The following is a 21,887-nucleotide window of genomic DNA, read 5'->3' on the forward strand; positions in this document are numbered from 1 at the left end:
CCCTTCCGGCTCGGGCGCGACGCTCCTAGCATTGCGCGGCGCGCACGAGGAATGTGACGCCCCTCACGTTCGATTCTTTCCCTCGTGTGACCGCTACGCCGAAGGAGTGAGGAGACAGAGTGGATTCGCCGCCGATCGCCACTACCGCCACGGAAGTCCAACTCATCGACGACAGCGAGGAGTTCCGTACCCTGCGGCGCTCGTTCCGGAGCTTCGCCTTCCCGGTCACCATCGGTTTCGTGCTCTGGTACCTGCTGTACGTCCTGCTCTCCTGCTACGCCCCCGGCCTGATGGGCACCAAGGTCCTGGGGCACATCAACGTGGCCCTGGTGCTGGGGCTGCTGCAGTTCGCCACCACCTTCGTCATCGCCGGCTGGTACGCCCGTTACGCGGACCGGCGGATCGACCCGCCCGCCGCCGCCATCCGCGAGGCCCACGGCGCCGTCGTCCATGCTCCCCGGGAGGCCGCCGAATGACCTCGCTCGCGAGCTCCGCCACCGACCACCGCGGCCTGACGATGGCGCTGTTCGGACTCTTCGTGCTGACCACCCTGGCCATCACCCTGTGGGCCGGGCGGCAGAACCGCAGCGCAGCCGACTTCTACGCGGGCGGGCGCGGCTTCACCGGCTTCCAGAACGGCCTGGCCATCTCCGGCGACTACATGTCCGCCGCCTCCTTCCTGGGCATCGCGGGCACCATCGCGCTGGCCGGGTACGACGGCTTCCTGTACTCGATCGGCTTCCTGGTCGCCTGGCTGGTGGCCCTGCTGCTGATCGCCGAGCCGCTGCGCAACTCCGGCCGGTTCACCATGGCGGACGTGCTCGCCTTCCGGATGCGCCAGCGCCCGGTGCGCACCGCCGCGGGCGTGTCCACCATCGTGGTGTCGATCTTCTACCTGCTGGCCCAGATGGTCGGCGCCGGGACGCTGGTGGCCCTGCTGCTCGGGGTCGAGGGGAACGCCGCCAAGCGCTGGACCGTCGTCGCGGTCGGCGCGCTGATGATCATCTACGTGGTGATAGGGGGGATGAAGGGCACCACCTGGGTGCAGATCGTCAAGGCCGTGCTGCTGATCGCGGGCGCCGCGCTGATGACCGTCCTGGTGCTGGCCAAGTACCACTTCAACCCCTCCGAACTGCTCGGCGCGGCGGCGAGCGCCAGCGGCAAGGGCGAAGCCTTCCTCCAACCCGGGCAGAAGTACGGCACCGGCACCGCCAAGCTCGACTTCATCAGCCTCGGCATCGCGCTGGTCCTCGGCACCGCCGGCCTGCCGCACATCCTGGTCCGCTTCTACACCGTGCCCACCGCCAAGGCGGCCCGGAAGTCGGTGCTCTGGGCGATCGGCATCATCGGCGTCTTCTACCTGATGACCCTGGCGCTGGGCTTCGGCGCGGCGGCGCTGGTCGGTTCCAAGCAGATCAAGGCGGCCAACGCGGCCGGCAACACGGCCGCCCCTCAGCTGGCCGAGGCGCTCGGCGGCGGCAGCGGCAGCACCGGCGGGGCCATCCTGCTCGCGGTGATCTCGGCGGTCGCCTTCGCGACCATCCTGGCCGTGGTCGCCGGGCTCACCCTGGCATCCTCCGCCTCCTTCGCGCACGACCTGTACGCCAATGTGATCCGGCGCGGGAAGGCCGGCGAACGGGAGGAGGTGCGCTCGGCCAAGTGGGCGGCCGTCGGGATCGGCGCGGTCTCGATCGTGCTCAGCCTCTACGCGGACAAGCTCAACACCGCCGCCCTGGTCGCGCTGGCCTTCGCCGTGGCGGCCTCCGCGAACCTGCCGACGCTGCTCTACTCGCTGTTCTGGAAGCGCTTCACCACCACCGGCGCGGTCAGCTCGGTCTACGCCGGCCTGATCAGCTCGGTGCTGCTGGTCGTCTTCTCCCCAGTGGTCTCGGGCAAGGCGACCTCGCTCTTCCCGCACTCCGACTTCCACTGGTTCCCGCTGGAGAACCCCGGCCTGGTCTCCATCCCGATCGGCTTCCTGGCCGGCTGGCTGGGCACCCTCCTGGCCAAGGAGCGCCCCGACCCGGCGAAGTACGCTGAACTTGAGGTCCGCTCGCTCACCGGGCTGGGCGCCCACTGATCGTTGCGGCATGACTATGCTGGCTCGGCCCCGCCGCGACGGTGGCCGGGCCGGCTGCTTTCCCCGGAAGCCGGCCGCTACTCGGGAAGGGAAGCCACGTGCTGCTCGACACCTTCGGACGACAGGCCGTCGACCTGCGGGTCTCCCTGACCGACCGGTGCAACCTCCGCTGTACGTACTGCATGCCGGAGGAGGGCCTGCAGTGGCTGGCCAAGCCCGACCTGCTGACCGACGAGGAGATCGTCCGGCTGGTCACCGTGGCCGTGCGCGACCTCGGCGTGCGAGAGGTCCGCTTCACCGGCGGCGAGCCGCTGCTGCGCCCCGGACTGGTCGCCATCGTGGCCGCCTGCTCGGACCTGCAACCCCGCCCCGAGCTGTCGCTGACCACCAACGGCATCGGACTGGCCCGCACGGCCGCCGCGCTGCGCGAGGCCGGGCTGGACCGGGTCAACGTCTCCCTGGACACCCTCGATCCCGAGGTGTTCCGCACGCTCACCCGCCGCAGCCGCCACCAGGACGTCCTGGACGGGCTGGCCGCCGCCGAGGCGGCCGGACTGGCGCCGGTGAAGCTGAACGCGGTGCTGATGCGCGGGGTCAACGACCACGAGGCGGCCGACCTGCTGGCCTGGTGCCTGGAGCGGGGCTACGAGCTGCGCTTCATCGAGCAGATGCCGCTGGACGCCCAGCACGGCTGGGACCGCTCGTCGATGGTGACCGCGGGCGAGATCCTCGACCTGCTGGGCGCCCGCTTCGAGCTCACCCCCGAGCCGTCCGCACGCCGGGGCGCGGCCCCCGCCGAACGCTGGGTGGTGGACGGCGGGCCGGGCCGGGTGGGCGTGATCGCCTCCGTCACCCGGCCGTTCTGCCGGGCCTGCGACCGGACCCGGCTGACTGCCGACGGGCAGGTGCGCAACTGCCTCTTCGCGACCGGCGAGACCGACCTGCGCACCGCGCTGCGCTCGGGGGCGGACGACGCGGAGCTGGCCGCGCTGTGGCGGACGGCGATGTGGGGCAAGAAGGCCGGGGCCGGGATCGACGACCCGGAGTTCCACCAGCCCGACCGGCCGATGTCGGCGATCGGCGGTTAGCCTTCCTCGGGCACCCAGTCGGCGAAGGCGACGACCTCCTTGAGGAAGCCGCGCACGCCCAGGAACTGGGACAGGTGCTCGCGGTGCTCCTCGCAGGCCAGCCAGGTCTTGCGGCGGTCCGGGGTGTGCAGCTTGGGGTTGTTCCACACCAGCACCCAACGGGCGTCCGCCCGGCAGCCCTTGGCGGAGCAGATCGGGGTCTGCGGGGTGTCCATTCGGGGGTCGTCCTCGGTGCTCGGCGGGTGCGTCGTCACCGCCAGTCTGTCACGCCGCCGCGGCGCGCCGTCCGGCCCGTCGGGATCCGGGCATGGCGACGCCGGGCAGCCACGGGGGGAGCCGCCCGGCGTCGGTCCGTCGCTCCGACGGGGGATGCGGAGCGCGTACGCAGTATGTCACGCCGAGACCCTCGGATGGGGAGGTCTTGCATGATTAATCTGAGCTTCTTTTGAGCTTTTGCTCAGCCGATTCGGGCTCAACCACCGTGAACCGGACGGTCAGTCCGTGCCCTGTGAACTTCCGGTGCCGGCGCTCTTTGCCTGTCCTGTACCGGCGGGCGCACCAGCCCCTCCCGTACCACCCGGGCCGAGCATCAGCGGCGTCTCCGAGGGGAAGTCGAAGGTGCTCGGCAGCGACGGTGCCCGCTCCCGGCCCGCGTTGGCGACCAGCACCGCGAAGTACGGCAGCAGCACGCCGCCCGCCAGCGCCGCGAAGGCGAGCCAGCGCTGGACGTCCCACAGCGCCACCGCGAGCAGCACGCAGAGGGTGCGGATCAGCATCGAGATGACGTAGCGGCGCTGGCGCCCCCGGACGTCCTCGGTGAGGCTGCTGCGCGCCCCCGTGATCCGGTAGACCTGCCCGTCCTCGGCGCTCTTGCCCATGTGTCCTACCGCCCTCGTCCACGCACCCGCGCCGTGCCGCGCGGCCTTCTCACGGTACGCCCGGGGGCCGGGGACGACGAGACCGGGTGGGCGGGGCCCACCCGGTCGGGCGTGCTAGGAGGGCCGTACGGGCCCGTCGGCCGTCAGGAGCGCCGGGAGAGGTACTGCGGAGGTACGGCGTCGGTGAGCCAGACGCCGTTCTCGCTGAGCCGGAACTCGTGGCCGGCCGCCGCCATCGCGGCCGCGTTGACGGTCAGCACGACCGGGCGGCCGTGCCGGGCACCGACCCGCGTCGCGGTCTCGGTGTCCGCCGAGAGGTGCACGTCCTGCCGGGTCATCGGGCGCAGGCCCTCGCGGAAGATCGACGCCAGGTGGCGGTCGGCGGTGCCGTGGTAGAGCACGTGGGGCGGCGCGGTGGCGGTCAGACCGAGGTCGACCGCCACCGTGTGGCCCTGGTTGGCGCGGATGGAGAGGCCGTCCGGCGAGAAGCCGAAGCGGCGCTTGTTGTTGGTGGCCACGACGTGGTCGAGCTCGGCCCTGGAGAGCGGCCTGCCCTTCGCCGCGAGGGCGTCGAGCAGGACGTCGACCCGGACCCAGCCGGAGCCGTCCAGGGTGATGCCCACCAGCTCCGGCTCGTGGCGCAGGATGCGCGACAGCATCCTGCTCGACCTGACCAGCCGCTTCTCGTCCATCATGTTCTCGGTATCCCCCCGTTGGCCAGCGGCTATGAGGCCTGGCTGACCGAACTCATGTTGAAGTCCGCGACACGCACGGGTGGCATCGCGGTGCGGGTGAAGTAGTCGCTCCACTCGCGGGGCAGGCAGCGTTCGGTGCGGCCCGCCTCGGTGATCCGGCCGAGCAGGTCGACCGGGGACTCGTTGAACCGGAAGTTGTTGACGGCGCCGACCACTTCGCCGTTCTCCACCAGGTAGACGCCGTCCCGGGTGAGGCCGGTGAGCAGCAGCGTCGCCGGGTCCACCTCGCGGATGTACCACAGGCAGGTGAGCAGCAGGCCGCGCTCGGTGCGGGCGATCATCTCGTCCAGGGTCGGCGCGGACTCCTGGTCGGCCGTCTCCAGCACCAGGTTGTCGACCGCCGGGCGCAGCGGCAGGCCGGTGAGGCCGGCCGCGTGGCGGCTGGTGATCAGTTCGGTCAGCACGCCGTCGCGGATCCAGTCGGTGGCGGTGATCGGCGCGCCGTTGTCGAAGACCGAGACGTCGCCGCCGGAGCTGTGCGCCAGCACGAACGGGGCGGCCTCCAGGCCGGGCTCGTCCGGGGCGGCGCGCAGGGTCAGCGGCAGGCCGGAGAGCTTGTCGCCGACCCGCGTGCCGCCGCCGGGCCTGGAGAAGACCGTCCGGCCCTCGTGGGCGTCACGGCCGCCGGAGGACCAGTGGAGGTAGATCATCAGATCGGCGACGGCCGAGGGCGGCAGCAGCGTCTCGTAGCGGCCGGCCGGCAGGTCGACCTTGCGGGCGCCCCAGCCGAGCCGCTTGGTGAGCTCGGCGTGCAGGGCCGGGACGTCGATGTCGGTGAAGTCCCGGGTGGCGGCGCCGACCCAGGCCGAGCCGGTGAGGTCGGCCGTCTTGCCGTTGATCTCGACCGTGCCGGTGGGCTGGTCGTGGCGCAGCCGCAGGCCGGTGGAGCTGCCCAGGTAGCTGGTGGTCATCTCGTGCCGGGCGAAGCCGTAGAGCAGTTCGCCCTGGGCGGCGGCGCGGGCGAAGGCCTCGCCGAGGGCCGGGCCGAAGGCGTCGAACACCTCGATCGAGGTCTCGGCGGGCGGCGCGGTGAAGTCCGGGGACGGCGGCCGGTCGGCGATCAGCGGCTGGGCGTCCTCGGCGGGACCGGCCGCGCGGGCGGCCTCCTCGGCGGCCCGGACCAGGTCCTCAACGTCCTCGGCGGTGACGGCCTCGCGGGAGACCACGCCGGAGGCGGTGCCCTCGGCGCCGGCCACGGTGGCGATCACGGTGAGGCGGCGGCCGCGGGTGACGCCGTTGGTGGTCAGGGCGTTGCCGGCCCAGCGCAGGTTGGCGGTGGACTCCTCGTCGGCGATCACCACGCAGCCGTCGGCGCGGGAGAGGCCGAGTGCCAGCTCGACGAGTTCGTGGGGCTGCATCGCGGTCATCAGTGACCCGCCTCCTGCTGGGTGTTGAGCACGTTGACGTTGCGGAACAGCGCCGACGGGCAGCCGTGGCTGACCGCCGCGACCTGACCGGGCTGCGCCTTGCCGCAGTTGAAGGCACCGCCGAGGACGTAGGTCTGCGGGCCGCCGACCGCCGCCATCGAGCCCCAGAAGTCGGTGGTGGTGGCCTGGTAGGCGAAGTCCTTCACCTGGCCTGCGAGTTCGCCGTTCTTGATGGCGTAGGCGCGCTGCCCGGTGAACTGGAAGTTGTAGCGCTGCATATCGATCGACCACGAACGGTCTCCGACGATGTACAGGCCGTTCTCCACCCCGGCGAACAGGCCCTCGGTGTCGGGGCCGTCGGCGGCAGGCTGGAGCGAGACGTTGGCCATCCGCTGGACCGGGACGTGCGCGGGGGAGTCCGCGAAGGCGCAGCCGTTGGAGCGCTCGAAGCCCTTCAACCTGGCCATGCCGCGGTCGAGTTGGTAGCCGACCAGGACGCCGTCCCGGATCAGGTCCCAGGACTGGGTGGCGACGCCCTCGTCGTCGTAGCCGATGGTGGACAGGCCGTGCTCGGCGGTGCGGTCGCCGGTGACGTGCATCAGATCGGAGCCGTAGCGGAGGCTGCCGAGCTGGTCGAAGGTGGCGAAGGAGGTGCCGGCGTAGGCGGCCTCGTAGCCGAGCGCGCGGTCCAGCTCGGTGGCGTGGCCGATCGACTCGTGGATGGTCAGCCAGAGGTTGGACGGGTCGATGACCAGGTCGTAGCGGCCCGCCCGGACGCTCGGGGCCTTCATCTTCTCGGCCAGCAGGACGGGCAGTTCGGCGAGCTCCGCGTCCCAGTCCCACCCGCCGCCGGTCAGGCCGCGTCCGTGGGGGGACGACCCCGGCACCCCCGTGAGGAACTCGTAGCCGCGGCCGACCGGCGGAGCCAGGGTGCGCATCGAGTCGAAGGCGCCGGTGCGCTCGTCGACCGAGGTGGCCTCCAGGTCGGAGTAGAGCCGGATCCGCTGCTGGGTCGTCATGGTGCCCGCGGTGTCCGCGTAGAACTTGTTCTCCTGCACCGTCAGCAGGGCGGCCTGGACGTGCGAGACGCCGGGGGCGGCCAGCAGCCGGGAGCTGCGCTCGGCGAGCAGGGCGGTCTTCTCGGCGTCCGGCACCTCGAAGGGGTTGACCTCGTACGCGGAGACCCAGGTGACGTCCCGGTGGACGGGCTCGTCGGCCAGCTCGACCCGCTCGGTGGAACCGGCCGCCCGGCTGATCCCGCCGGAGAGCCGGGCCACCGCGACGGCCTGGGCGGCGACCTTCGCCGCGGCCTCGGGGGTGAGGTCCACACCGGCGGCGAAGCCCCAGGCGCCGTCCAGCAGCACCCGGACGGCGAAGCCCAGCTGCACGCTGTCCGAGGTGCCGGCCGGACGGGCGTCGCGCAGCCGCCAGGAGGCGCTGCGGACCCGCTCCAGGCGGAAGTCGGCATGACCGGCGCCCAGTTCACGGGCCCGGCTGAGGGCGGCGTCGGCGAGGGAGCGCAGCGGGAGGGCGAGGAACAGCGGGTCGACGGCGCGCTCGCGCGCGGCGCCGGCGGTGTCGGCCGGAGGGATCGGAGGCAATCGGGCTCCCAGGTCGCGGAGGGTGGCGGTGCGGGCGCCGCAGGGGCGTCCGCACCGCATCATTTCCCGTCCGCGGGGTTTCCGGCCAGCGTATTCGGCCCGGTGCGTTGCGGTTTCGGCCAGGGGGCCTGCCGCGCCGTCAGGCGACGGCCTCCCACCAGCCGTCCAGCTCCGGCGGGTTGTCGACGTCGACCCGCTCGCCGGGGCGCGGGACGGCCAGGGGGACGGCCTGGGTCTTGGCCTCCTTGAGCAGCCGCTCGATCGGCTCGGCCCACCGGTGCAGACCCAGGTTGAAGGTGCACCAGTGGACCGGCACCAGGAGTCCGGCCCGGAGGTCCCGGTGGGCGAGGACGGCGTCCTCGGGGGTCATGTGGATGTCCGCCCAGGCCTCGTCGTAGGCGCCGATCTGCACCAGGGCCGCGTCGAAGGGGCCGTGCTGCTCACCGATCCGGGCGTAGCCCTCGAAGTAACCGGAGTCGCCGGTGTAGAAGACCTTGCGGCGCGGGCCGGCGATCACCCAGGAGCCCCACAGGGTGGTGTTGCGGGTCAGGCCGCGGCCGGAGAAGTGGTGCGCGGAGGTGAGGGTGAGCACCAGCTCGCCCAGGGTGCAGGTCTCGTCCCAGTCCAGCTCGATGATCCGGTGCTCGGGGACGCCCCAGCGGCGCAGGTGGCCGCCGATGCCCAGCGGCACCGCGAAGGGTGCGGACTGGCTGCGCACCAGGCGCTTGACGGTGGCCATGTCGAGGTGGTCGTAGTGGTCGTGCGAGATCAGCACCGCGTCGACCGGCGGCAGTTCCTCCAGCTCGACCGGGACCGGGTGCAGCCGCTTGGGGCCGACGTGGGCGGAGGGGGAGCAGCGGTCGCTCCAGACCGGGTCGAGCAGGACGCGCGAGCCCTCGATCTCCACCAGCGCGGAGGCGTGGCCGTACCAGGTGATCTCCACGCCCTCGGCGGCCGGACCGGTCGCGGCGGCGGGGCGCACGGTGGGCACCGGGTGGGCCGGGACGCGGCCCTCGCGCTCGAACAGCATCCGGCGGACGGTGTCGCGGTCGATGTCCGGGGCGCCGGCGGCCCGGGCCAGGGTGGACGGCGCGTTGTGGAAGACGCCGTCGCGGTACTGGGGGGAGTTGCGCACCCGCTCCTCGCGCTCGCCGTCGGGGCGGCGCCCGAACGCCGCGGGCAGGTCGCGCAGCGACCAGGCGGTGGCGCCCAGGCCCGCCGCCAGGGCGGTGAGGGCGAGCAGTCGTCCGCGTCGGTGGGTGCTCCCGGGCCGTACCTTGGTCATGCGCCCTGCCTTCGTTTCCTCGCCGGGACTCTTCGGGGAAGGGTACGGCCGGCCCCGGGGCGGTTCGCACCAGGGGGGCAACGGGCACGCCCGCCCGTGTTGTTCCCGGACAGCCCACGCCGATCCGGGCGGGGCCCCGGCCTGCGGCGGACGGTCCCGGGACGCCCGGTGCTGCGGGTGCGGATTGTCGGATTGCCACAGTTCCGCCGGTGCGGCGCTGTGGGAGCCCGATTCGCCGCCGCCGCCGACCGCCCGATAGCGTCACACCGCGTACGCATTCCGACGTACGCGCTCACACACGGAGAGAGGTGGATCGTTGAGCCGCTCGGTTCTCGTCACCGGAGGAAACCGGGGCATCGGCCTCGCGATCGCCCAGGCCTTCGCCGAGGCAGGCGACAAGGTGGCCATCACCAGCCGCTCGGGTGAGGTGCCCGAGGCGCTGGCCAAGTTCGACGTCCTCGCGGTGCGCTGCGACATCACGGACGCCGCCCAGGTCGACGCCGCCTTCACCGAGATCGAGCAGAAGCACGGTGCGGTCGAGGTGCTGGTCGCCAACGCCGGCATCACCAACGACACCCTGCTGCTGCGGATGTCCGAGGAGGACTTCACCTCCGTCGTCGACACCAACCTGACCGGCACCTTCCGGGTGGTCAAGCGCGCGTCGAAGCTGATGATGCGGGCCAAGAAGGGCCGCGTGGTGCTGATCTCCTCCGTGGTGGGCCTCTCCGGCTCGCCGGGCCAGGCCAACTACGCCGCCTCCAAGGCCGGCCTGGTCGGCTTCGCCCGCTCGCTGGCGCGCGAGCTCGGCCCGCGCAACATCACCGTCAACGTGGTCGCCCCCGGCTTCGTCGACACCGACATGACCGCCGTGCTCAGCGACGAGCGCCGCGCGGAGATCGTCTCGGGCGTGCCGCTGGGCCGCTACGCGGCGCCCGCCGAGGTCGCCTCCACCGTGCGGTTCCTCTCGTCGGACGAGGCCGCGTACATCACCGGAGCCGTCATTCCCGTCGACGGCGGATTGGGCATGGGTCACTGATCATGAGTGGAATCCTCGAAGGCAAGCGGATCCTGATCACCGGCGTGCTGATGGAGTCCTCCATCGCGTTCCACGCCGCCAAGCTCGCCCAGGAGCAGGGCGCGGAGATCATCCTCACGGCCTTCCCGCGCCCGAGCCTGACCGAGCGGATCGCCAAGAAGCTGCCGAAGCCGGTCAAGGTGCTGGAGCTGGACGTCTCCAACCCGGAGCACCTGGCCGGCATCGCCGACCAGGTCCGGGAGACCCTGCCGACCCTGGACGGCATCGTCCACTCGATCGGCTTCGCCCCGCAGGACGCGCTGGGCGGCAACTTCCTGGACACCCCGTGGGAGTCCGTGGCCACCGCGATGCACGTCTCGGCGTACTCGCTGAAGTCGCTGACCACGGCGCTGCTGCCGCTGATGCAGGACGGCGGCGCGGTCGTCGGCCTGACCTTCGACGCGCAGTTCGCCTGGCCGCAGTACGACTGGATGGGCCCGGCCAAGGCCGCGCTGGAGGCGACCAACCGCTACCTGGCCCGCTACCTGGGCGAGCGGGACATCCGCTGCAACCTGGTCTCGGCCGGCCCGCTGGGCTCGATGGCCGCCAAGTCCATCCCGGGCTTCGGCGACCTGGCCGACACCTGGAACCACCGCTCCCCGCTGAAGTGGGACCTGAGCGACCCGGAGCCGGCCGGCCGCGCCATCGTCGCGCTGCTGTCGGAGTGGTTCCCGAAGACCACCGGCGAGATCATCCACGTGGACGGCGGTCTGCACGCCATCGGCGCCTGACCGTCCGACACCGCCGCTGCCCGGCACCCCGTCCTCGGGGGCGCCGGGCAGCGGCGTTTTCCGTGAGCGGGCGGGTCACCCGGCCGGTCAGGCCTCGGGGGTCGCACAGACGCCGATGGCCCGGCCGGCCTCGACCGAGGCGCGCTGGGCGTCGCGGTCCCGGATGGCGTCCCGGATGGTGTCGTGGCCGATGTAGCGCTCGGCGATCAGCTCGGGGCCGACGTCGTTGCGCAGGTGTTCGCGGGTGACCTCGCCGAGGTCGGAGTAGACGGCCAGCAGTACGTCGTTGTGGGCGGCGGCCACCACGACCTGGTGGAAGGCGGCGTCGGCCTGGACAAAGTCCTCGGCGTCTCCGGAGCGCCAGGCGGCCTCGCGCCGCTCCAGCGCGGCCTCCAGGAGTTCGAGGTCGCGGTCGGTGCGGCGGACGGCGGCCAGGCCGGCCGCGGAGGTCTCCAGGGCCGCCCGCAGCTCGGCGACCTGCGCCTGGTCGGCGTCGGCGAAGCGGCGGTGCATCACCCCGGCCAGCTCGCTGGTGGCGAGCACGTACGTGCCGGAGCCCTGGCGGATGTCGAGCAGCCCGTTGTGGGCGAGGGCGCGGACGGCCTCGCGGACGGTGTTGCGGGCCACCCCCAGCTGCTCGACCAGGGCGGCCTCGGTGGGGATGCGCGAACCGACGGGCCACTCCCCGGAGGTGATCTGGGCGCGCAGCTGCGCGATCACCTGGTCGGACAGCGGGGTGCGCCTCGGCGAGGACAGCGCCACGGGGACTCCTTGCGACTACGGGGTGGGTGGCCCCCTGGAGGGAGGTGACCGGTGGATGAACGGTCGGCACATCATGCCAATTCCGAGGTGCATCAATTCATCCCATCATTCTATGATGGGTCACATGCCTCCCGCAGCAGACACCACCACCGCCTCCCCACGAACCGGGGCCCGGCCGCAGACCGAGCGGCCCTCCAGCCCCGCCAAGTACCTCGGCGTGCTGTTCGCCGTCGCGATCGCCGCCGCCGCCGTCAACCTGCGTCCCGTGGTCACCAGCCTCGGGCCGCTGCTCGACCAGGTCCGTGCAGACCTCGGGATGAACCCGACCCTGGCCGGACTGCTCACCGCCGTCCCCTCGCTGTGCTTCGCGCTGTTCGGCTTCGCCGCCCCCGCGGCGGCCCGCCGGATCGGCCCGATCGCGGTGGTCACCGCCGGGATGGGCGCGATCACCGCGGGCGTGCTGGCCCGCTCCTTCGCCGGCGGCACCGCGGTGTTCCTGCTGCTCACCGCGCTCGCGCTGGCCGGGGTGGCGGTCTCCAACGTGCTGCTGCCGGTGGTGATCAAGCGGTACTTCCCGGAGAAGGTCGGTCCGATGATCGGCCTGTACTCCATGGCGCTGTCCGCGGGCACCGCGCTGGCCGCCGCCGTCACCGTGCCGCTGACCGGCGCGCTCGGCGGCGACTGGCGCTACGGCCTGGGCATCTGGGCCGCCCTGGGCGCGCTCGCGCTGCTGCTCTGGCTGCCGGTGCTGGTGTCCAAGCGCGAGCGGGGCGACCGGGCGGGCGGCCCCGCCGCCCCCGCCAAGCTGCCGATCACCCGCAGTCGCACCGCCTGGGCGATGGCCTGCTTCTTCGGCCTCCAGGCCACCGGCGCGTACGTGGTGATGGGCTGGCTGCCGAAGATCTTCCAGGACGCCGGCGTCGACAAGGGCACCTCCGGAGTGCTGCTCGCGGTCACCATGGTGATCGGCGTGCCGGTCTCCTTCGTGCTGCCCAACCTGGCCGCCCGGCGCGGTGACCAGCGGCTTTTCGTCGTGGTGCTGGCCTCCTGCGGCATCGCCGGCTACGCCGGTCTGGCGCTCGCCCCGGCCGGGGGCGCATGGATCTGGGCGGTCCTGGTGGGCCTGTCCAACTGCGCCTTCCCGCTGGTGCTGACCATGATCGGGCTGCGCGCCCGGACGGCGGGCGGGGTGGCGCAGCTGTCCGCCTTCGCCCAGGGCGTCGGCTACCTGATCTCCATCCCGGGCCCGATCCTGGTCGGCCGGATCTACCAGGCCACCGGCCAGTGGTACGGGCCGCTGGGCTTCCTGGCGCTGCTGCTGGTGCCGCAGATGCTGTTCGGCCTGCGGGCCGCGCGCGCCCGGCACATCGAGGACGAGGCGGATCACCCGGCCGAGCGACGGGTCAAGGCCTGACCAAGGCGGTGGGGCCAGCGGAGGACGGGCGTGTTCGGGATGGAAGAATTCCCGACATGCCCGTTCTCGACCCGAATCCCACCGACGGCCGCAAGCAGCTCGGCCGCATCGCCCTCGCCTTCGCCGCCATCGTCGTGCTGGTGGCGATCATCGCCACCGTCGCCACCTCGATGGGCTGACGCCCCGGGGAGTGGCGGCGCCCGGGGGCGTCGCGCCCCCGGGCCGCTTTTCTGCCAAGCTTGCTGGGTATGAGCGCCGACACGCCCCGCAGGATCATCGTTCTCCGTCACGCCAAGGCCGACTGGCCGAACGGCGTGGACGACCACGAGCGGCCGTTGGCCGACCGGGGCCGCCATCAGGCCCCGGACGCCGGCCGCTGGATGGCCGACTCCGGCATCAACCCCGACTTCGTGCTCTGCTCCACCGCTCTGCGCACCCGTGAGACCTGGAAACTGGCGGCGCACGAGCTGCCCAAGCGGGCCCGCAAGACGGTGTACGAGGACCGGATCTACGAGGCCAGCCCGGGCCAGATCATCGCCGTCCTCCAGGAGACCCCCGAGGAGTACGCGGACGTGGTGCTGGTCGGCCACAACCCCGGGGTGCTGGGCCTGACCCAGGTGCTGGCCGGGGACGCCGGCGACCGGGACGCGCTGGAGCGGCTGCGCCTGGGCGGCTTCCCCACGGCGGCGATCGCGGTGCTCAGCTTCAGCGGCTCGTGGAAGGGCGTCGAGCCGGGCGTGGCCGAGCTGGTCTCGTACCACACGCCGCAGGACTGACGGCCGACACACGCGTGAGGGGCGCGCGGATCGATCCGCGCGCCCCTCACGTACGTCCGCAGGCCCGGCTCGGAGCCACTCGATCGGCTGACTACTCGATCGGGAGGCCGTCGGCCGCCTCGACCTCCTCGCGGGTGATGCCCAGCAGGTAGAGCACGGTGTCCAGGAAGGGCACGTTCACCGCGGTGTCGGCGGCCTCGCGCACCACCGGCTTGGCGTTGAAGGCCACCCCCAGCCCGGCCGCGTTCAGCATGTCCAGGTCGTTGGCGCCGTCGCCGATCGCCACCGTCTGCTCCAGCGGCACCTTCGCCTGCTCGGCGAAGCGGGCCAGCCAGCGGGCCTTGCCGGCCCGGTCCACGATCTCGCCGACCACCCGGCCGGTGAACTTCCCGTCCACCACCTCCAGGGTGTTGGCCGCCGCGAAGTCCAGCCCCAGCTGTTCCACCAGGTGGTCGGTGACCTGGGTGAAGCCGCCGGAGACCACCGCCACCTGGAAGCCCAGGCGCTGCAGGGTGCGGATCAGGGTGCGCGCGCCCGGGGTGAAGCGGACCTCCGAACGGACCTTCTCGGTCACCGAGGCGTCCAGCCCGGCCAGCAGTGCGACCCGGGCGCGCAGCGACTCGGCGAAGTCCAGCTCGCCGCGCATCGCCGCCGCCGTCACCTCGGCCACCTGCTCCTCGCAGCCCGCGTGGGCGGCGAACAGCTCGATCACCTCGTCCTGGATCAGCGTGGAGTCCACGTCCATCACGATCAGGCGCTTGGCCCGGCGCTCCAGCCCGGCGGCCACCACCGCGACGTCCACCCGCTGGGTGGCCGCCTCCTGGGCCAGCTCGGCCCGCAGCTCCTCGGTGGCCACACCGGAGACGGCCAGTTCGACCGCCGTCACCGGGTACTTGGCGAGGCGGAAGACACGGTCGATGTTGCCGCCCGCCGCGGCGATCCGGGAGGTCAGCGCGGACACGGCGGCGGCGGTCAGCGGGTTGCCGAGCACCGTCACGTGCGAACGGCCCTCGCGGCGCGGCCGGTTGTCGCCGATGCCGGAGAGGATCTCGGCCTGAAGCTTCTGCTCCTCGGCCCAGCGGTGCACGGTGGCCCGCAGGCCGCCCTCGGCGCCGGGCGCGTGGGGCGGGGTGACCAGGGCGCACAGCGTGATGCGGCCCCGGGTGACGACCTGCTCGATGTCGATCACGTCGACGCCGAAGCCGGCCAGGGTGGCGAAGAGGCCGGCGGTGATGCCGGGGCGGTCCTTGCCGAACACCTTGACGAGCAGGGTGCGCTCGTCCGCGGTCCGGGGCTGGGCGGCGGGGAGGGGCTCAGCGGCCAAGGGCGATGCGTTCATGGTGACTCCCACGCTACCCGTCGGTCGCCGGGCCGAGGGCACCCGTCCCACGTCGCGGGACGCGCGCGCCCGAGGGGCCGGCCGGCGGCCGTGGGTAGCAGGCTGGTCACAGTCACCCGGGGTGACTTTCATCGGCGGACGGCGGGCTGGAATGATTCCCCCCGTCAGTCAGAGGAACAGCGCACCCCGGCCGGGGGCCGAATTCGGGGGAACCGAGAGAGCGGGGCAGGCGAGCAGTGCCGCAACTCGTCATTGAGATCAACGGACAGCAGCGGACTCTTGAGCCCGGGCGGTCCTACACCATCGGACGCAACCCGCAGTCGGACTTCCCGTTCGACGACGCCAGGGTCTCCTGGCAGCACGGGACCATCAGCTTCAACGGCAGCGGTTGGCAGCTGGACGACCACGGGAGCACCAACGGCACGTACGTGGCCGGCGCCCGCACCATGCAGGCCCAGCTGTTCCCCGGTGGTGTGGTCAACCTGGGCAACCCGGAGAACGGGCCCCGCCTCGCCTTCTCCGCCCCCGCGCACGCCGCCGCCCCGCAGCCGTCCCCGGTGCACGAGGCCGTCACCAGCCGCAGCCCCGGCCCGACGCCCCAGCAGCCCGCCCCGCAGCAGCCGTGGCCGGGTCAGGACCCGTACCAGCAGCCGCAGCAGGCCTGGCCGGGCCGGCCCCAGCAGCAGTACGTGCCGCAGCAGCAGGCGTACGCGCCGCAGCCGCAGGACCAGCAACCGCCGCAGCACGGCGGGTTCCCGCAGCAGCAGGGCTTCCCGCCCCCGCAGCAGCAGGGCTTCCCGGCCGCGCCGCAGCACGGCGGTGGCGGCGGCCCGCAGCCGACGATGATCCGCAACCTGACGGCCGGCATGCGCACCGTCAGGATCGGCCGTGCGCTGGACAACGACATCGTGGTGTCCGACCTCCAGGTCTCCCGCCACCATGCCGAGCTGCGCCAGCTGCCGGACGGCCGCTACGAGATCGTCGACCTCGGCAGCCACAACGGCATCTTCCTCAACGGCCAGCCGGTGCAGCGCCAGCTGATGGGCCCGCAGGACCGGCTGACCGTCGGCCACTCCAGCTTCGTGCTGGTCGGCGACCAGCTGCAGGAGTTCGTCGACACCGGCGCGGTCTCCTTCTCCGCCCGCCACCTGACCGTCGAGGTCGAGCACAAGGGCGCCAAGAAGATCCTGCTCAACGACGTCAGCTTCGGCGTCCCGGAGAAGTCCCTGGTGGCCGTCATCGGCCCGTCCGGCTCCGGCAAGTCGACCCTGCTGCGCGCCCTCACCGGCTACCGCCCGGCCGACCGCGGCGAGGTGCTGTACGACGGCCGCAACCTCTACAAGCAGTTCGCCGAACTGCGCTCGCGCATCGGCCTGGTGCCGCAGTCGGAGATCCTGCACCGCGAGCTGACGGTCCGGAAGGGCCTCAAGTACGCGGCCCGGCTGCGCTTCCCCGGTGACACCGAGGCCCGCGAGCGCGACGCCCGGATCGACGAGGTGCTCTACGAGCTGCGCCTGGACAAGCGCGCCGACAACAAGATCACCGCGCTCTCCGGTGGCCAGCAGAAGCGCGTCTCGGTCGCGCTGGAGCTGCTCACCAAGCCCTCGCTGATCTTCCTGGACGAGCCCACCTCGGGCCTGGACCCGGGCATGGACCGCGAGGTCATGCAGATGCTGCGCGGCCTGGCCGACGACGGCCGCACGATCCTGGTCGTCACCCACTCGGTGGCCGAACTCGCGCTCTGCGACCGGCTGCTGGTGATGGCGCCGGGCGGCTCGGTGGCCTACTTCGGCCCGCCGGACGAGGCGCTGCACTTCTTCGGGTACGAGACCTGGGCGGACGTCTTCCAGGCCTTCGAGAACTACCCGGACCACGACTGGGCCGGCCGCTACCGGGGCTCGGTGCACTACCAGCAGTACTCCGCCCCGACCGTCGAGGCGGGCGAGGTGCAGCACGTCCAGGTCGCCCAGGAGGCCATCAAGCCGCCCAAGCCGCAGAGCTGGGGCTCGCAGCTGTGGACGCTGATGCGCCGCTACATGTCGGTGCTCGCCTCCGACCGCGGCTTCCTGGCGCTGTCCGTGCTGCTGCCCGCGGTCATCGGCGCGGTCAGCGTGCTGATCCCCAACGAACCGGGGCTCGCACCCAACCCGAAGACGCAACTCCACCTCAACAGCGGGGCCGCGACGATCCTGCTGATCCTGGCGATCGGCGCCTGCTTCTCCGGAGCGGCCAACTCGGTCCGCGAGCTGATCAAGGAACGGGCGATCTACGAACGGGAACGGGCCACCGGCCTGTCCCGGTCGGCCTACATGATGTCCAAGATCATCGTGCTGGGCATCTTCTCCGTGATCCAGGGCGCGATCATTTCTGCGGTCGGCTTCCTGCCGCGCAAGCTCCCCGAGCACGGTCTGATCGTCCAGAACACGCCGATGATCGAGATGACCATCGGCATGATCCTGCTGAGCTTCGCCGCGATGATGTTCGGCCTGATGATCTCCGCGCTGGTGAAGACCGCCGAGAAGACCATGCCGCTGCTGGTCATGTTCGCCATCGTCCAGGTCGTCTTCACCGGCTGCCTCTTCCAGATCTTCGGCAAGCCCGGCCTGGAGCAGGTCGCCTGGCTGATGCCCGCCCGCTGGGGCACCGGCATCGTCTCCACCACGCTCAACCTGTCGGAGCTCATGGGCCCCTGGAACAAGGACTTCCAGCACCCGAACTACGACCCGCTGTGGAAGCACTCCGTCGCCCAGTGGGCGATCGACGCGAGCGTGCTGGTCGTCATCTCGATCGTCATCGGCGTGATCGTGACCCGGCTGCAGCGCCGGCACGAGCCGGAGGTCATGCAGAAGGGCTGACACCCCCGGCCTCGCCCAGGGCGGCTCTCCCCACGAGGGGAGGGCCGCCCTTCGCCGTCCCCCGCCGCGCTCGCCCCCGGGGCGCTCGGACAGCGGTGGCTCGGGGGCGGCAGGCCCACCGCCCTAGGTCCCCGGACCTGCGTCCGGGGCGGCCCGGGGCGGACGCGGACGCGCCCCCGGCGGCGGTAGTTTGGCGGTATGCCCTGCACCACCGGTGACCACCGGACCCCTGAAGGCCCGCCCACCGCCTGCGACCCGCCCACCGCCTGCGACCCGCTGGCCGGTATCGAAGCCGTCAGCCAGGCCCTGCTCGCGATGAGCCGGCACCTGGAGGTCCGCGAGGTGCTGCGCCGCATCACCGCCTCCGCCCGCGACCTGCTCGGCGCCGAGTACGCGGCCCTCGGCGTGCCCGACGACCACGGCGGCTTCGCCCAGTTCGTGGTCGACGGCGTCACCGACGAACAGTGGCGGGCGATCGGCCCGCTGCCCCGTCAGCACGGCGTGCTCGCCGAGCTGCTGCACGAGACCGGCCCCACCCGTCTCGTCGACGTCCGCAAGGCCCCCGCCTTCGAGGGCTGGCCCTCCGCCCACCCCGAGATGGACGCCTTCCTCGGCATGCCCGTCCTGGACACCGAGGCCGCCGAGGACGAGCCGCAGGTGATGGGCGTCATCTTCCTCGCCAACAAACGCGGCGGCGGCCTGTTCACCGACCACGACGAGGAACTGCTGCGGATCCTCGCCGCACACGCCGCCCTCGCCCTGTCCAACGCCCGCCTGTACGAACGCAGCCGCGAACTCACCCTGGCCGGCGAGCGCGCCCGGATCGCCCACGACCTGCACGACGCCGTATCGCAGAAGCTCTTCTCGCTGCGGCTGACCGCCAAGGCCGCAGCCAAGCTCGTCGACCGCGACCCGGCCCGCGCCCGCGCCGAACTCGCCGAGGTCGCCCGGCTCGCCGCCGAGGCCGCCGACGAACTGCGCGCCGTGGTGGTCGAACTGCGCCCCGCCGCCCTGGAGGAGGACGGACTGAGCGCCACCCTCGCCTCCCAGGTGCAGCTCCTCGACCGCGCGCACACCGCCGACCTCGCCTTCGCCGCCGACGGCGTCCGCGCCCTGCCGCCCGCCCAGGAGGCCGCGCTGCTGCGGGTCGCCCAGGAGGCGCTGCACAACGCGCTGCGCCACTCCGGCGCCCGCCGGGTCACCGTCACCCTCACCGGTACCGCCGCCCGCGGCGCCGTGCTGCGGGTGCGCGACGACGGGCGCGGCTTCGACCCCGATTCCGTCCGCCGGGCCGGCCGGCACCTCGGCCTGGCCTCGATGCGCGACCGCGCGGCCGCCGTCGGCGGCACGCTCACCCTGGAGTCCGCCCCCGGCAAGGGGACGCTCGTCGAGATGGAGGTCCCCGGTGCCTGAGAGCACGCCGTCGATCCGCGTCCTGCTGGTCGACGACCACCAGGTGGTCCGCCGCGGGCTACGCACCTTCCTGGAGGTCCAGGACGACATCGAGGTGGTCGGGGAGGCCGCCGACGGGGCCGAGGGCGTCGAGCGCGCCCGCGAGCTCGACCCGGACGTCGTCCTGATGGACCTCAAGATGCCCGGCGTCGACGGCATCGAGGCGCTGCGCACGCTCAAGGGCGAGGGCAGCCGGGCCCGGATCCTGATCGTCACCAGCTTCACCGAGCACCGCACCATGGTCCCCGCGCTGCGGGCCGGCGCCGCCGGGTACGTCTACAAGGACGTGGACCCGGAGGCGCTGGCCGGCGCCATCCGCTCGGTGCACGCCGGCCACGTGCTGCTCCAGCCGGAACTGGCCGAGGCGCTGCTTGCCGACGAGGGCCCGCGCGCCCCGCAGGGCCGCGGCGGCACCCTCACCGAGCGCGAGCGCGAGGTGCTCGGCCACATCGCCGACGGCCGCTCCAACCGGGAGATCGCCCGCAGCCTCCACCTGTCGGAGAAGACGGTGAAGACCCACGTCTCCAACATCCTGATGAAGCTGGACCTCGCCGACCGCACCCAGGCCGCGCTGTGGGCCGTCCGCAACGGCGAGACCCGCGAGGGCACGCCGACCTAGCGGCCGTCGCGCTCGTCCACCAGCGCGTTGTAGGCCGCCACCTGGGCGCGGCGGGCGGTTCGCCGCAGCGGGGCCAGCACGGACTGGCGGGCGGTCATCTCGGAGGCGCTCACGGCCGCGCCGTGGCCGCCCGAGGCGATCGCCAGCAGGGCGGACACCTGCCGGGCCGACTCCAGCACCCGCACGGCGCGCGGCGGATAACCGGGGGCGAGCAACTCGGCGTGGCCGCGCCGGCGGTACGCCTCCAGGGCGCGCAGCGCCTCCGGACCCGCGCCCGCCACATCCAGCCGGGTCAGCAGCACGGTCGCCTCGCGCAGCCCGTCCGCCAGCTCGCGCTCGGCCTCGTACAGCGAGGGCACGTCGGCCGGCGGGGCGTCGTTCACCTCGGAGCAGCGCCACAGCACGGTCGCCGCGCGGTCCCCCTCCGGGCCGTACACGGTGACCTCCGGGACCAGGCCGAGCGGTACGCCCACCGCGAGCACCGCCTCGCCGGCCGCCATGGCCCGCTCGTTGAAGGCCGCCGGGCCGGTCAGCCCCAGCGGGTGCCCGGCCGAGGGCAGCGCCAGCCGCAGGCCCTTCACGCCCAGCACCCGCAGCCGGCCGAGCGCCCAGGTCAGCCCGTGCTGCTCGCCCGGAGCGTCCCCGGGCAGCCCGGTCACCCGGTGGCCCTCGTCGGCGCCCAGTACGGCCGTGGCGGCGTCGTCCGGCGGCACGAGCCCGCCCAGCAGGGCGTTGCCCCAGGCGGTCAGCCGCCCCGAACGGGGCTCTTCGTACGGATTGTCGGCAGGAGTCGCGAGCATCCGGCCAGCCTACGGAATCGGCGGTCATCCGCGTGGCGTAGGTTTGCCCATGCGCGTGCGGCGCACCCACCCCGTGCCCACCGGCCGCCGGAGTAGGCTCGCCGCCCGCACCGACGGCCGACATTTTTGTATTTGGGGAAGGCGTAGGCATGAGCGACGTGCTGGAGCTGGTGGACGTATCCGTGGTCCGGGAGGGGCGCGCGCTGGTCGACCAGGTCTCGTGGTCCATCTCCGAGGGTGAGCGCTGGGTCATCCTGGGACCGAACGGCGCCGGCAAGACCACCCTGCTGCAGATCGCCTCCTCGTACCTGTTCCCGAGCTCGGGCAAGGTCTCGGTGCTGGGCGAGAAGCTGGACGAGATCGACGTCTTCGAGCTGCGCTCCCGGATCGGCCTGGCCGGCGCCTCGATGTTCGACAAGCTGCCGGCCGAGCAGACCGTGCTGCAGACCGTGCTCACCGCCGCCTACGGCATGACGGTCAGCTGGCAGGAGACCTACGAGCAGTCCGACGAGGGCCGCGCCCTCGCCCTGCTCGACCGCATGGGCATGGCCAACCTCACCGCCCGCAAGTTCGGCACCCTCTCCGAGGGGGAGCGCAAGCGCACCCTGATCGCCCGCGCCCTGATGACCGACCCCGAGCTGCTGCTGCTCGACGAGCCCGCGGCCGGCCTGGACCTCGGCGGCCGCGAGGACCTGGTCCGCCGGCTCGGCGCGCTCGCCCAGGACGAGTTCGCGCCGGCCATGGCGATGGTCACCCACCACGTCGAGGAGATCGCCCCCGGCTTCACCCATGTGCTGATGATCCGTCAGGGCAAGGTGCTCACCGCCGGCCCGATCGACACCGAGCTGACCGCCCGCAACCTCTCCAAGTGCTTCGGCCTGCCGCTGACCCTGGAGCGCCACGGCGACCGCTGGTCGGCGCAGGGCCTGCCGCTGGGCTGACCCCCTGTCCGCCCGCCTCACGAGGGCTCGTCGGAACCGGTCGCACGTGCGACCGGTTTCCGCCCCTCG

21 protein-coding genes are annotated in these 21,887 nt (G+C 72.7%); 12 read left to right on the forward strand and 9 right to left on the reverse strand.

Annotation, left to right across the window (positions count from 1 at the left end; all coding sequences use genetic code 11):
* Window positions 1-119 precede the first annotated feature (119 nt).
* The 3 genes from ACIRVF_RS40145 to moaA all read left to right on the forward strand — a co-directional run bounded on the left by ACIRVF_RS40145 (window position 120) and on the right by moaA (window position 3,168).
* On the forward strand, window positions 120-476 hold the full coding sequence (locus tag ACIRVF_RS40145; protein WP_402829503.1) for a DUF485 domain-containing protein: 357 nt from the start codon (window positions 120-122) through the stop codon (window positions 474-476).
* Window positions 473-2,080 (forward strand): cation acetate symporter, encoded by a 1,608-nt coding sequence (locus ACIRVF_RS40150; protein WP_402829505.1) that lies wholly within the window; start codon window positions 473-475, stop codon window positions 2,078-2,080. The genes ACIRVF_RS40145 and ACIRVF_RS40150 overlap by 4 nt, the downstream gene beginning before the upstream one ends.
* 98 nt (window positions 2,081-2,178) lie before the next feature.
* The gene (moaA, locus tag ACIRVF_RS40155) at window positions 2,179-3,168 is read left to right on the forward strand and encodes a GTP 3',8-cyclase MoaA (protein ID WP_402829507.1); all 990 of its coding nucleotides are present in this window, start codon (window positions 2,179-2,181) and stop codon (window positions 3,166-3,168) included.
* On the opposite strand, the gene ACIRVF_RS40160 is transcribed toward moaA, so the two are convergent.
* The 6 genes from ACIRVF_RS40160 to ACIRVF_RS40185 all read right to left on the reverse strand — a co-directional run bounded on the left by ACIRVF_RS40160 (window position 3,165) and on the right by ACIRVF_RS40185 (window position 9,054).
* On the reverse strand, window positions 3,165-3,383 hold the full coding sequence (locus tag ACIRVF_RS40160; protein WP_402829509.1) for a hypothetical protein: 219 nt from the start codon (window positions 3,381-3,383) through the stop codon (window positions 3,165-3,167). The genes moaA and ACIRVF_RS40160 overlap by 4 nt on opposite strands.
* A 279-nt stretch (window positions 3,384-3,662) precedes the next feature.
* On the reverse strand, window positions 3,663-4,046 hold the full coding sequence (locus ACIRVF_RS40165; RefSeq protein WP_402829510.1) for a DUF3099 domain-containing protein: 384 nt from the start codon (window positions 4,044-4,046) through the stop codon (window positions 3,663-3,665).
* Window positions 4,047-4,189: 143 nt separating this feature from the next.
* The gene (locus ACIRVF_RS40170) at window positions 4,190-4,738 is read right to left on the reverse strand and encodes an RNA 2'-phosphotransferase (RefSeq protein WP_402829550.1); all 549 of its coding nucleotides are present in this window, start codon (window positions 4,736-4,738) and stop codon (window positions 4,190-4,192) included.
* Between the two features lie 32 nt (window positions 4,739-4,770).
* Window positions 4,771-6,168, reverse strand: coding sequence for a metallopeptidase TldD-related protein (locus ACIRVF_RS40175; protein ID WP_402829512.1), 1,398 nt, complete (start codon window positions 6,166-6,168; stop codon window positions 4,771-4,773).
* On the reverse strand, window positions 6,168-7,769 hold the full coding sequence (locus tag ACIRVF_RS40180) for a TldD/PmbA family protein (RefSeq protein ID WP_402829513.1): 1,602 nt from the start codon (window positions 7,767-7,769) through the stop codon (window positions 6,168-6,170). Before ACIRVF_RS40180 ends, ACIRVF_RS40175 begins: the two co-directional genes overlap by 1 nt.
* Before the next feature lie 139 nt (window positions 7,770-7,908).
* The gene (locus tag ACIRVF_RS40185) at window positions 7,909-9,054 is read right to left on the reverse strand and encodes an MBL fold metallo-hydrolase (protein ID WP_402829515.1); all 1,146 of its coding nucleotides are present in this window, start codon (window positions 9,052-9,054) and stop codon (window positions 7,909-7,911) included.
* Between the two features lie 316 nt (window positions 9,055-9,370).
* On the opposite strand from ACIRVF_RS40185, the gene fabG reads away from it, so the two are divergent.
* Window positions 9,371-10,090, forward strand: a complete 720-nt coding sequence (gene fabG / locus ACIRVF_RS40190) for a 3-oxoacyl-[acyl-carrier-protein] reductase (protein WP_402829517.1) — start codon at window positions 9,371-9,373, stop codon at window positions 10,088-10,090.
* 2 nt (window positions 10,091-10,092) lie between these two features.
* Window positions 10,093-10,860, forward strand: a complete 768-nt coding sequence (gene fabI, locus ACIRVF_RS40195; protein WP_402829519.1) for an enoyl-ACP reductase FabI — start codon at window positions 10,093-10,095, stop codon at window positions 10,858-10,860.
* A gap of 87 nt (window positions 10,861-10,947) precedes the next feature.
* On the opposite strand, the gene ACIRVF_RS40200 is transcribed toward fabI, so the two are convergent.
* Window positions 10,948-11,622: a FadR/GntR family transcriptional regulator gene (locus ACIRVF_RS40200; RefSeq protein WP_402829520.1), complete on the reverse strand. Its 675-nt coding sequence runs from the start codon at window positions 11,620-11,622 to the stop codon at window positions 10,948-10,950.
* A 124-nt stretch (window positions 11,623-11,746) separates the two neighbouring features.
* On the opposite strand from ACIRVF_RS40200, the gene ACIRVF_RS40205 reads away from it, so the two are divergent.
* From ACIRVF_RS40205 to ACIRVF_RS40215, 3 genes are all read left to right on the forward strand, one after another.
* Entirely contained in the window at window positions 11,747-13,036 is a 1,290-nt protein-coding gene (locus ACIRVF_RS40205; protein ID WP_402829522.1) for a CynX/NimT family MFS transporter, read from the forward strand.
* Between the two features lie 56 nt (window positions 13,037-13,092).
* Window positions 13,093-13,215 (forward strand): SGM_5486 family transporter-associated protein, encoded by a 123-nt coding sequence (locus tag ACIRVF_RS40210; RefSeq protein WP_402829524.1) that lies wholly within the window; start codon window positions 13,093-13,095, stop codon window positions 13,213-13,215.
* Window positions 13,216-13,284: 69 nt separating this feature from the next.
* Window positions 13,285-13,812: a SixA phosphatase family protein gene (locus tag ACIRVF_RS40215; RefSeq protein WP_402829526.1), complete on the forward strand. Its 528-nt coding sequence runs from the start codon at window positions 13,285-13,287 to the stop codon at window positions 13,810-13,812.
* Between the two features lie 91 nt (window positions 13,813-13,903).
* Here ACIRVF_RS40215 and serB read toward each other — a convergent pair whose 3' ends face one another.
* Window positions 13,904-15,151 (reverse strand): phosphoserine phosphatase SerB, encoded by a 1,248-nt coding sequence (gene serB, locus ACIRVF_RS40220; protein ID WP_402829528.1) that lies wholly within the window; start codon window positions 15,149-15,151, stop codon window positions 13,904-13,906.
* A gap of 236 nt (window positions 15,152-15,387) precedes the next feature.
* On the opposite strand from serB, the gene ACIRVF_RS40225 reads away from it, so the two are divergent.
* The 3 genes from ACIRVF_RS40225 (at window position 15,388) to ACIRVF_RS40235 (ending at window position 20,077) form a co-directional block, all read left to right on the forward strand.
* On the forward strand, window positions 15,388-18,006 hold the full coding sequence (locus tag ACIRVF_RS40225) for an FHA domain-containing protein (RefSeq protein ID WP_402829530.1): 2,619 nt from the start codon (window positions 15,388-15,390) through the stop codon (window positions 18,004-18,006).
* Between the two features lie 315 nt (window positions 18,007-18,321).
* The gene (locus ACIRVF_RS40230; RefSeq protein ID WP_402829552.1) at window positions 18,322-19,419 is read left to right on the forward strand and encodes a GAF domain-containing sensor histidine kinase; all 1,098 of its coding nucleotides are present in this window, start codon (window positions 18,322-18,324) and stop codon (window positions 19,417-19,419) included.
* Window positions 19,412-20,077: a response regulator gene (locus tag ACIRVF_RS40235; RefSeq protein WP_402829532.1), complete on the forward strand. Its 666-nt coding sequence runs from the start codon at window positions 19,412-19,414 to the stop codon at window positions 20,075-20,077. The genes ACIRVF_RS40230 and ACIRVF_RS40235 overlap by 8 nt, the downstream gene beginning before the upstream one ends.
* Here the strand turns inward: ACIRVF_RS40235 and ACIRVF_RS40240 are convergent.
* Entirely contained in the window at window positions 20,074-20,877 is an 804-nt protein-coding gene (locus ACIRVF_RS40240; protein ID WP_402829534.1) for a hypothetical protein, read from the reverse strand. The two genes, ACIRVF_RS40235 and ACIRVF_RS40240, sit on opposite strands and share 4 nt — an antisense overlap.
* Window positions 20,878-21,026: 149 nt before the next feature.
* Here ACIRVF_RS40240 and ACIRVF_RS40245 point away from each other — a divergent pair, with 149 nt between their 5' ends.
* A complete protein-coding gene (locus ACIRVF_RS40245) occupies window positions 21,027-21,818 on the forward strand; it encodes an ABC transporter ATP-binding protein (protein ID WP_402829536.1) in 792 nt (263 codons plus the stop codon).
* Window positions 21,819-21,887 lie beyond the last annotated feature (69 nt).

It is taken from the genome of Kitasatospora sp. NPDC101157, assembly GCF_044768255.1.
Lineage (GTDB): Bacteria > Actinomycetota > Actinomycetes > Streptomycetales > Streptomycetaceae > Kitasatospora.

Excerpts from the sequence above, each read along its gene's own strand:
- ACIRVF_RS40245 (WP_402829536.1), top strand. The coding sequence starts at position 21,027 with ATGAGCGACGTGCTGGAGCTGGTGGACGTATCCGTGGTCCGGGAGGGG.
- ACIRVF_RS40160 (WP_402829509.1), bottom strand. The coding sequence starts at position 3,383 with ATGGACACCCCGCAGACCCCGATCTGCTCCGCCAAGGGCTGCCGGGCG.
- ACIRVF_RS40185 (WP_402829515.1), bottom strand. The coding sequence starts at position 9,054 with ATGACCAAGGTACGGCCCGGGAGCACCCACCGACGCGGACGACTGCTC.
- ACIRVF_RS40175 (WP_402829512.1), bottom strand. The coding sequence starts at position 6,168 with ATGACCGCGATGCAGCCCCACGAACTCGTCGAGCTGGCACTCGGCCTC.
- ACIRVF_RS40150 (WP_402829505.1), top strand. The coding sequence starts at position 473 with ATGACCTCGCTCGCGAGCTCCGCCACCGACCACCGCGGCCTGACGATG.
- ACIRVF_RS40210 (WP_402829524.1), top strand. The coding sequence starts at position 13,093 with ATGCCCGTTCTCGACCCGAATCCCACCGACGGCCGCAAGCAGCTCGGC.
- ACIRVF_RS40170 (WP_402829550.1), bottom strand. The coding sequence starts at position 4,738 with ATGGACGAGAAGCGGCTGGTCAGGTCGAGCAGGATGCTGTCGCGCATC.
- ACIRVF_RS40230 (WP_402829552.1), top strand. The coding sequence starts at position 18,322 with ATGAGCCGGCACCTGGAGGTCCGCGAGGTGCTGCGCCGCATCACCGCC.
- fabI (WP_402829519.1), top strand. The coding sequence starts at position 10,093 with ATGAGTGGAATCCTCGAAGGCAAGCGGATCCTGATCACCGGCGTGCTG.
- ACIRVF_RS40215 (WP_402829526.1), top strand. The coding sequence starts at position 13,285 with ATGAGCGCCGACACGCCCCGCAGGATCATCGTTCTCCGTCACGCCAAG.
- ACIRVF_RS40205 (WP_402829522.1), top strand. The coding sequence starts at position 11,747 with ATGCCTCCCGCAGCAGACACCACCACCGCCTCCCCACGAACCGGGGCC.
- serB (WP_402829528.1), bottom strand. The coding sequence starts at position 15,151 with ATGAACGCATCGCCCTTGGCCGCTGAGCCCCTCCCCGCCGCCCAGCCC.
- ACIRVF_RS40240 (WP_402829534.1), bottom strand. The coding sequence starts at position 20,877 with ATGCTCGCGACTCCTGCCGACAATCCGTACGAAGAGCCCCGTTCGGGG.
- ACIRVF_RS40165 (WP_402829510.1), bottom strand. The coding sequence starts at position 4,046 with ATGGGCAAGAGCGCCGAGGACGGGCAGGTCTACCGGATCACGGGGGCG.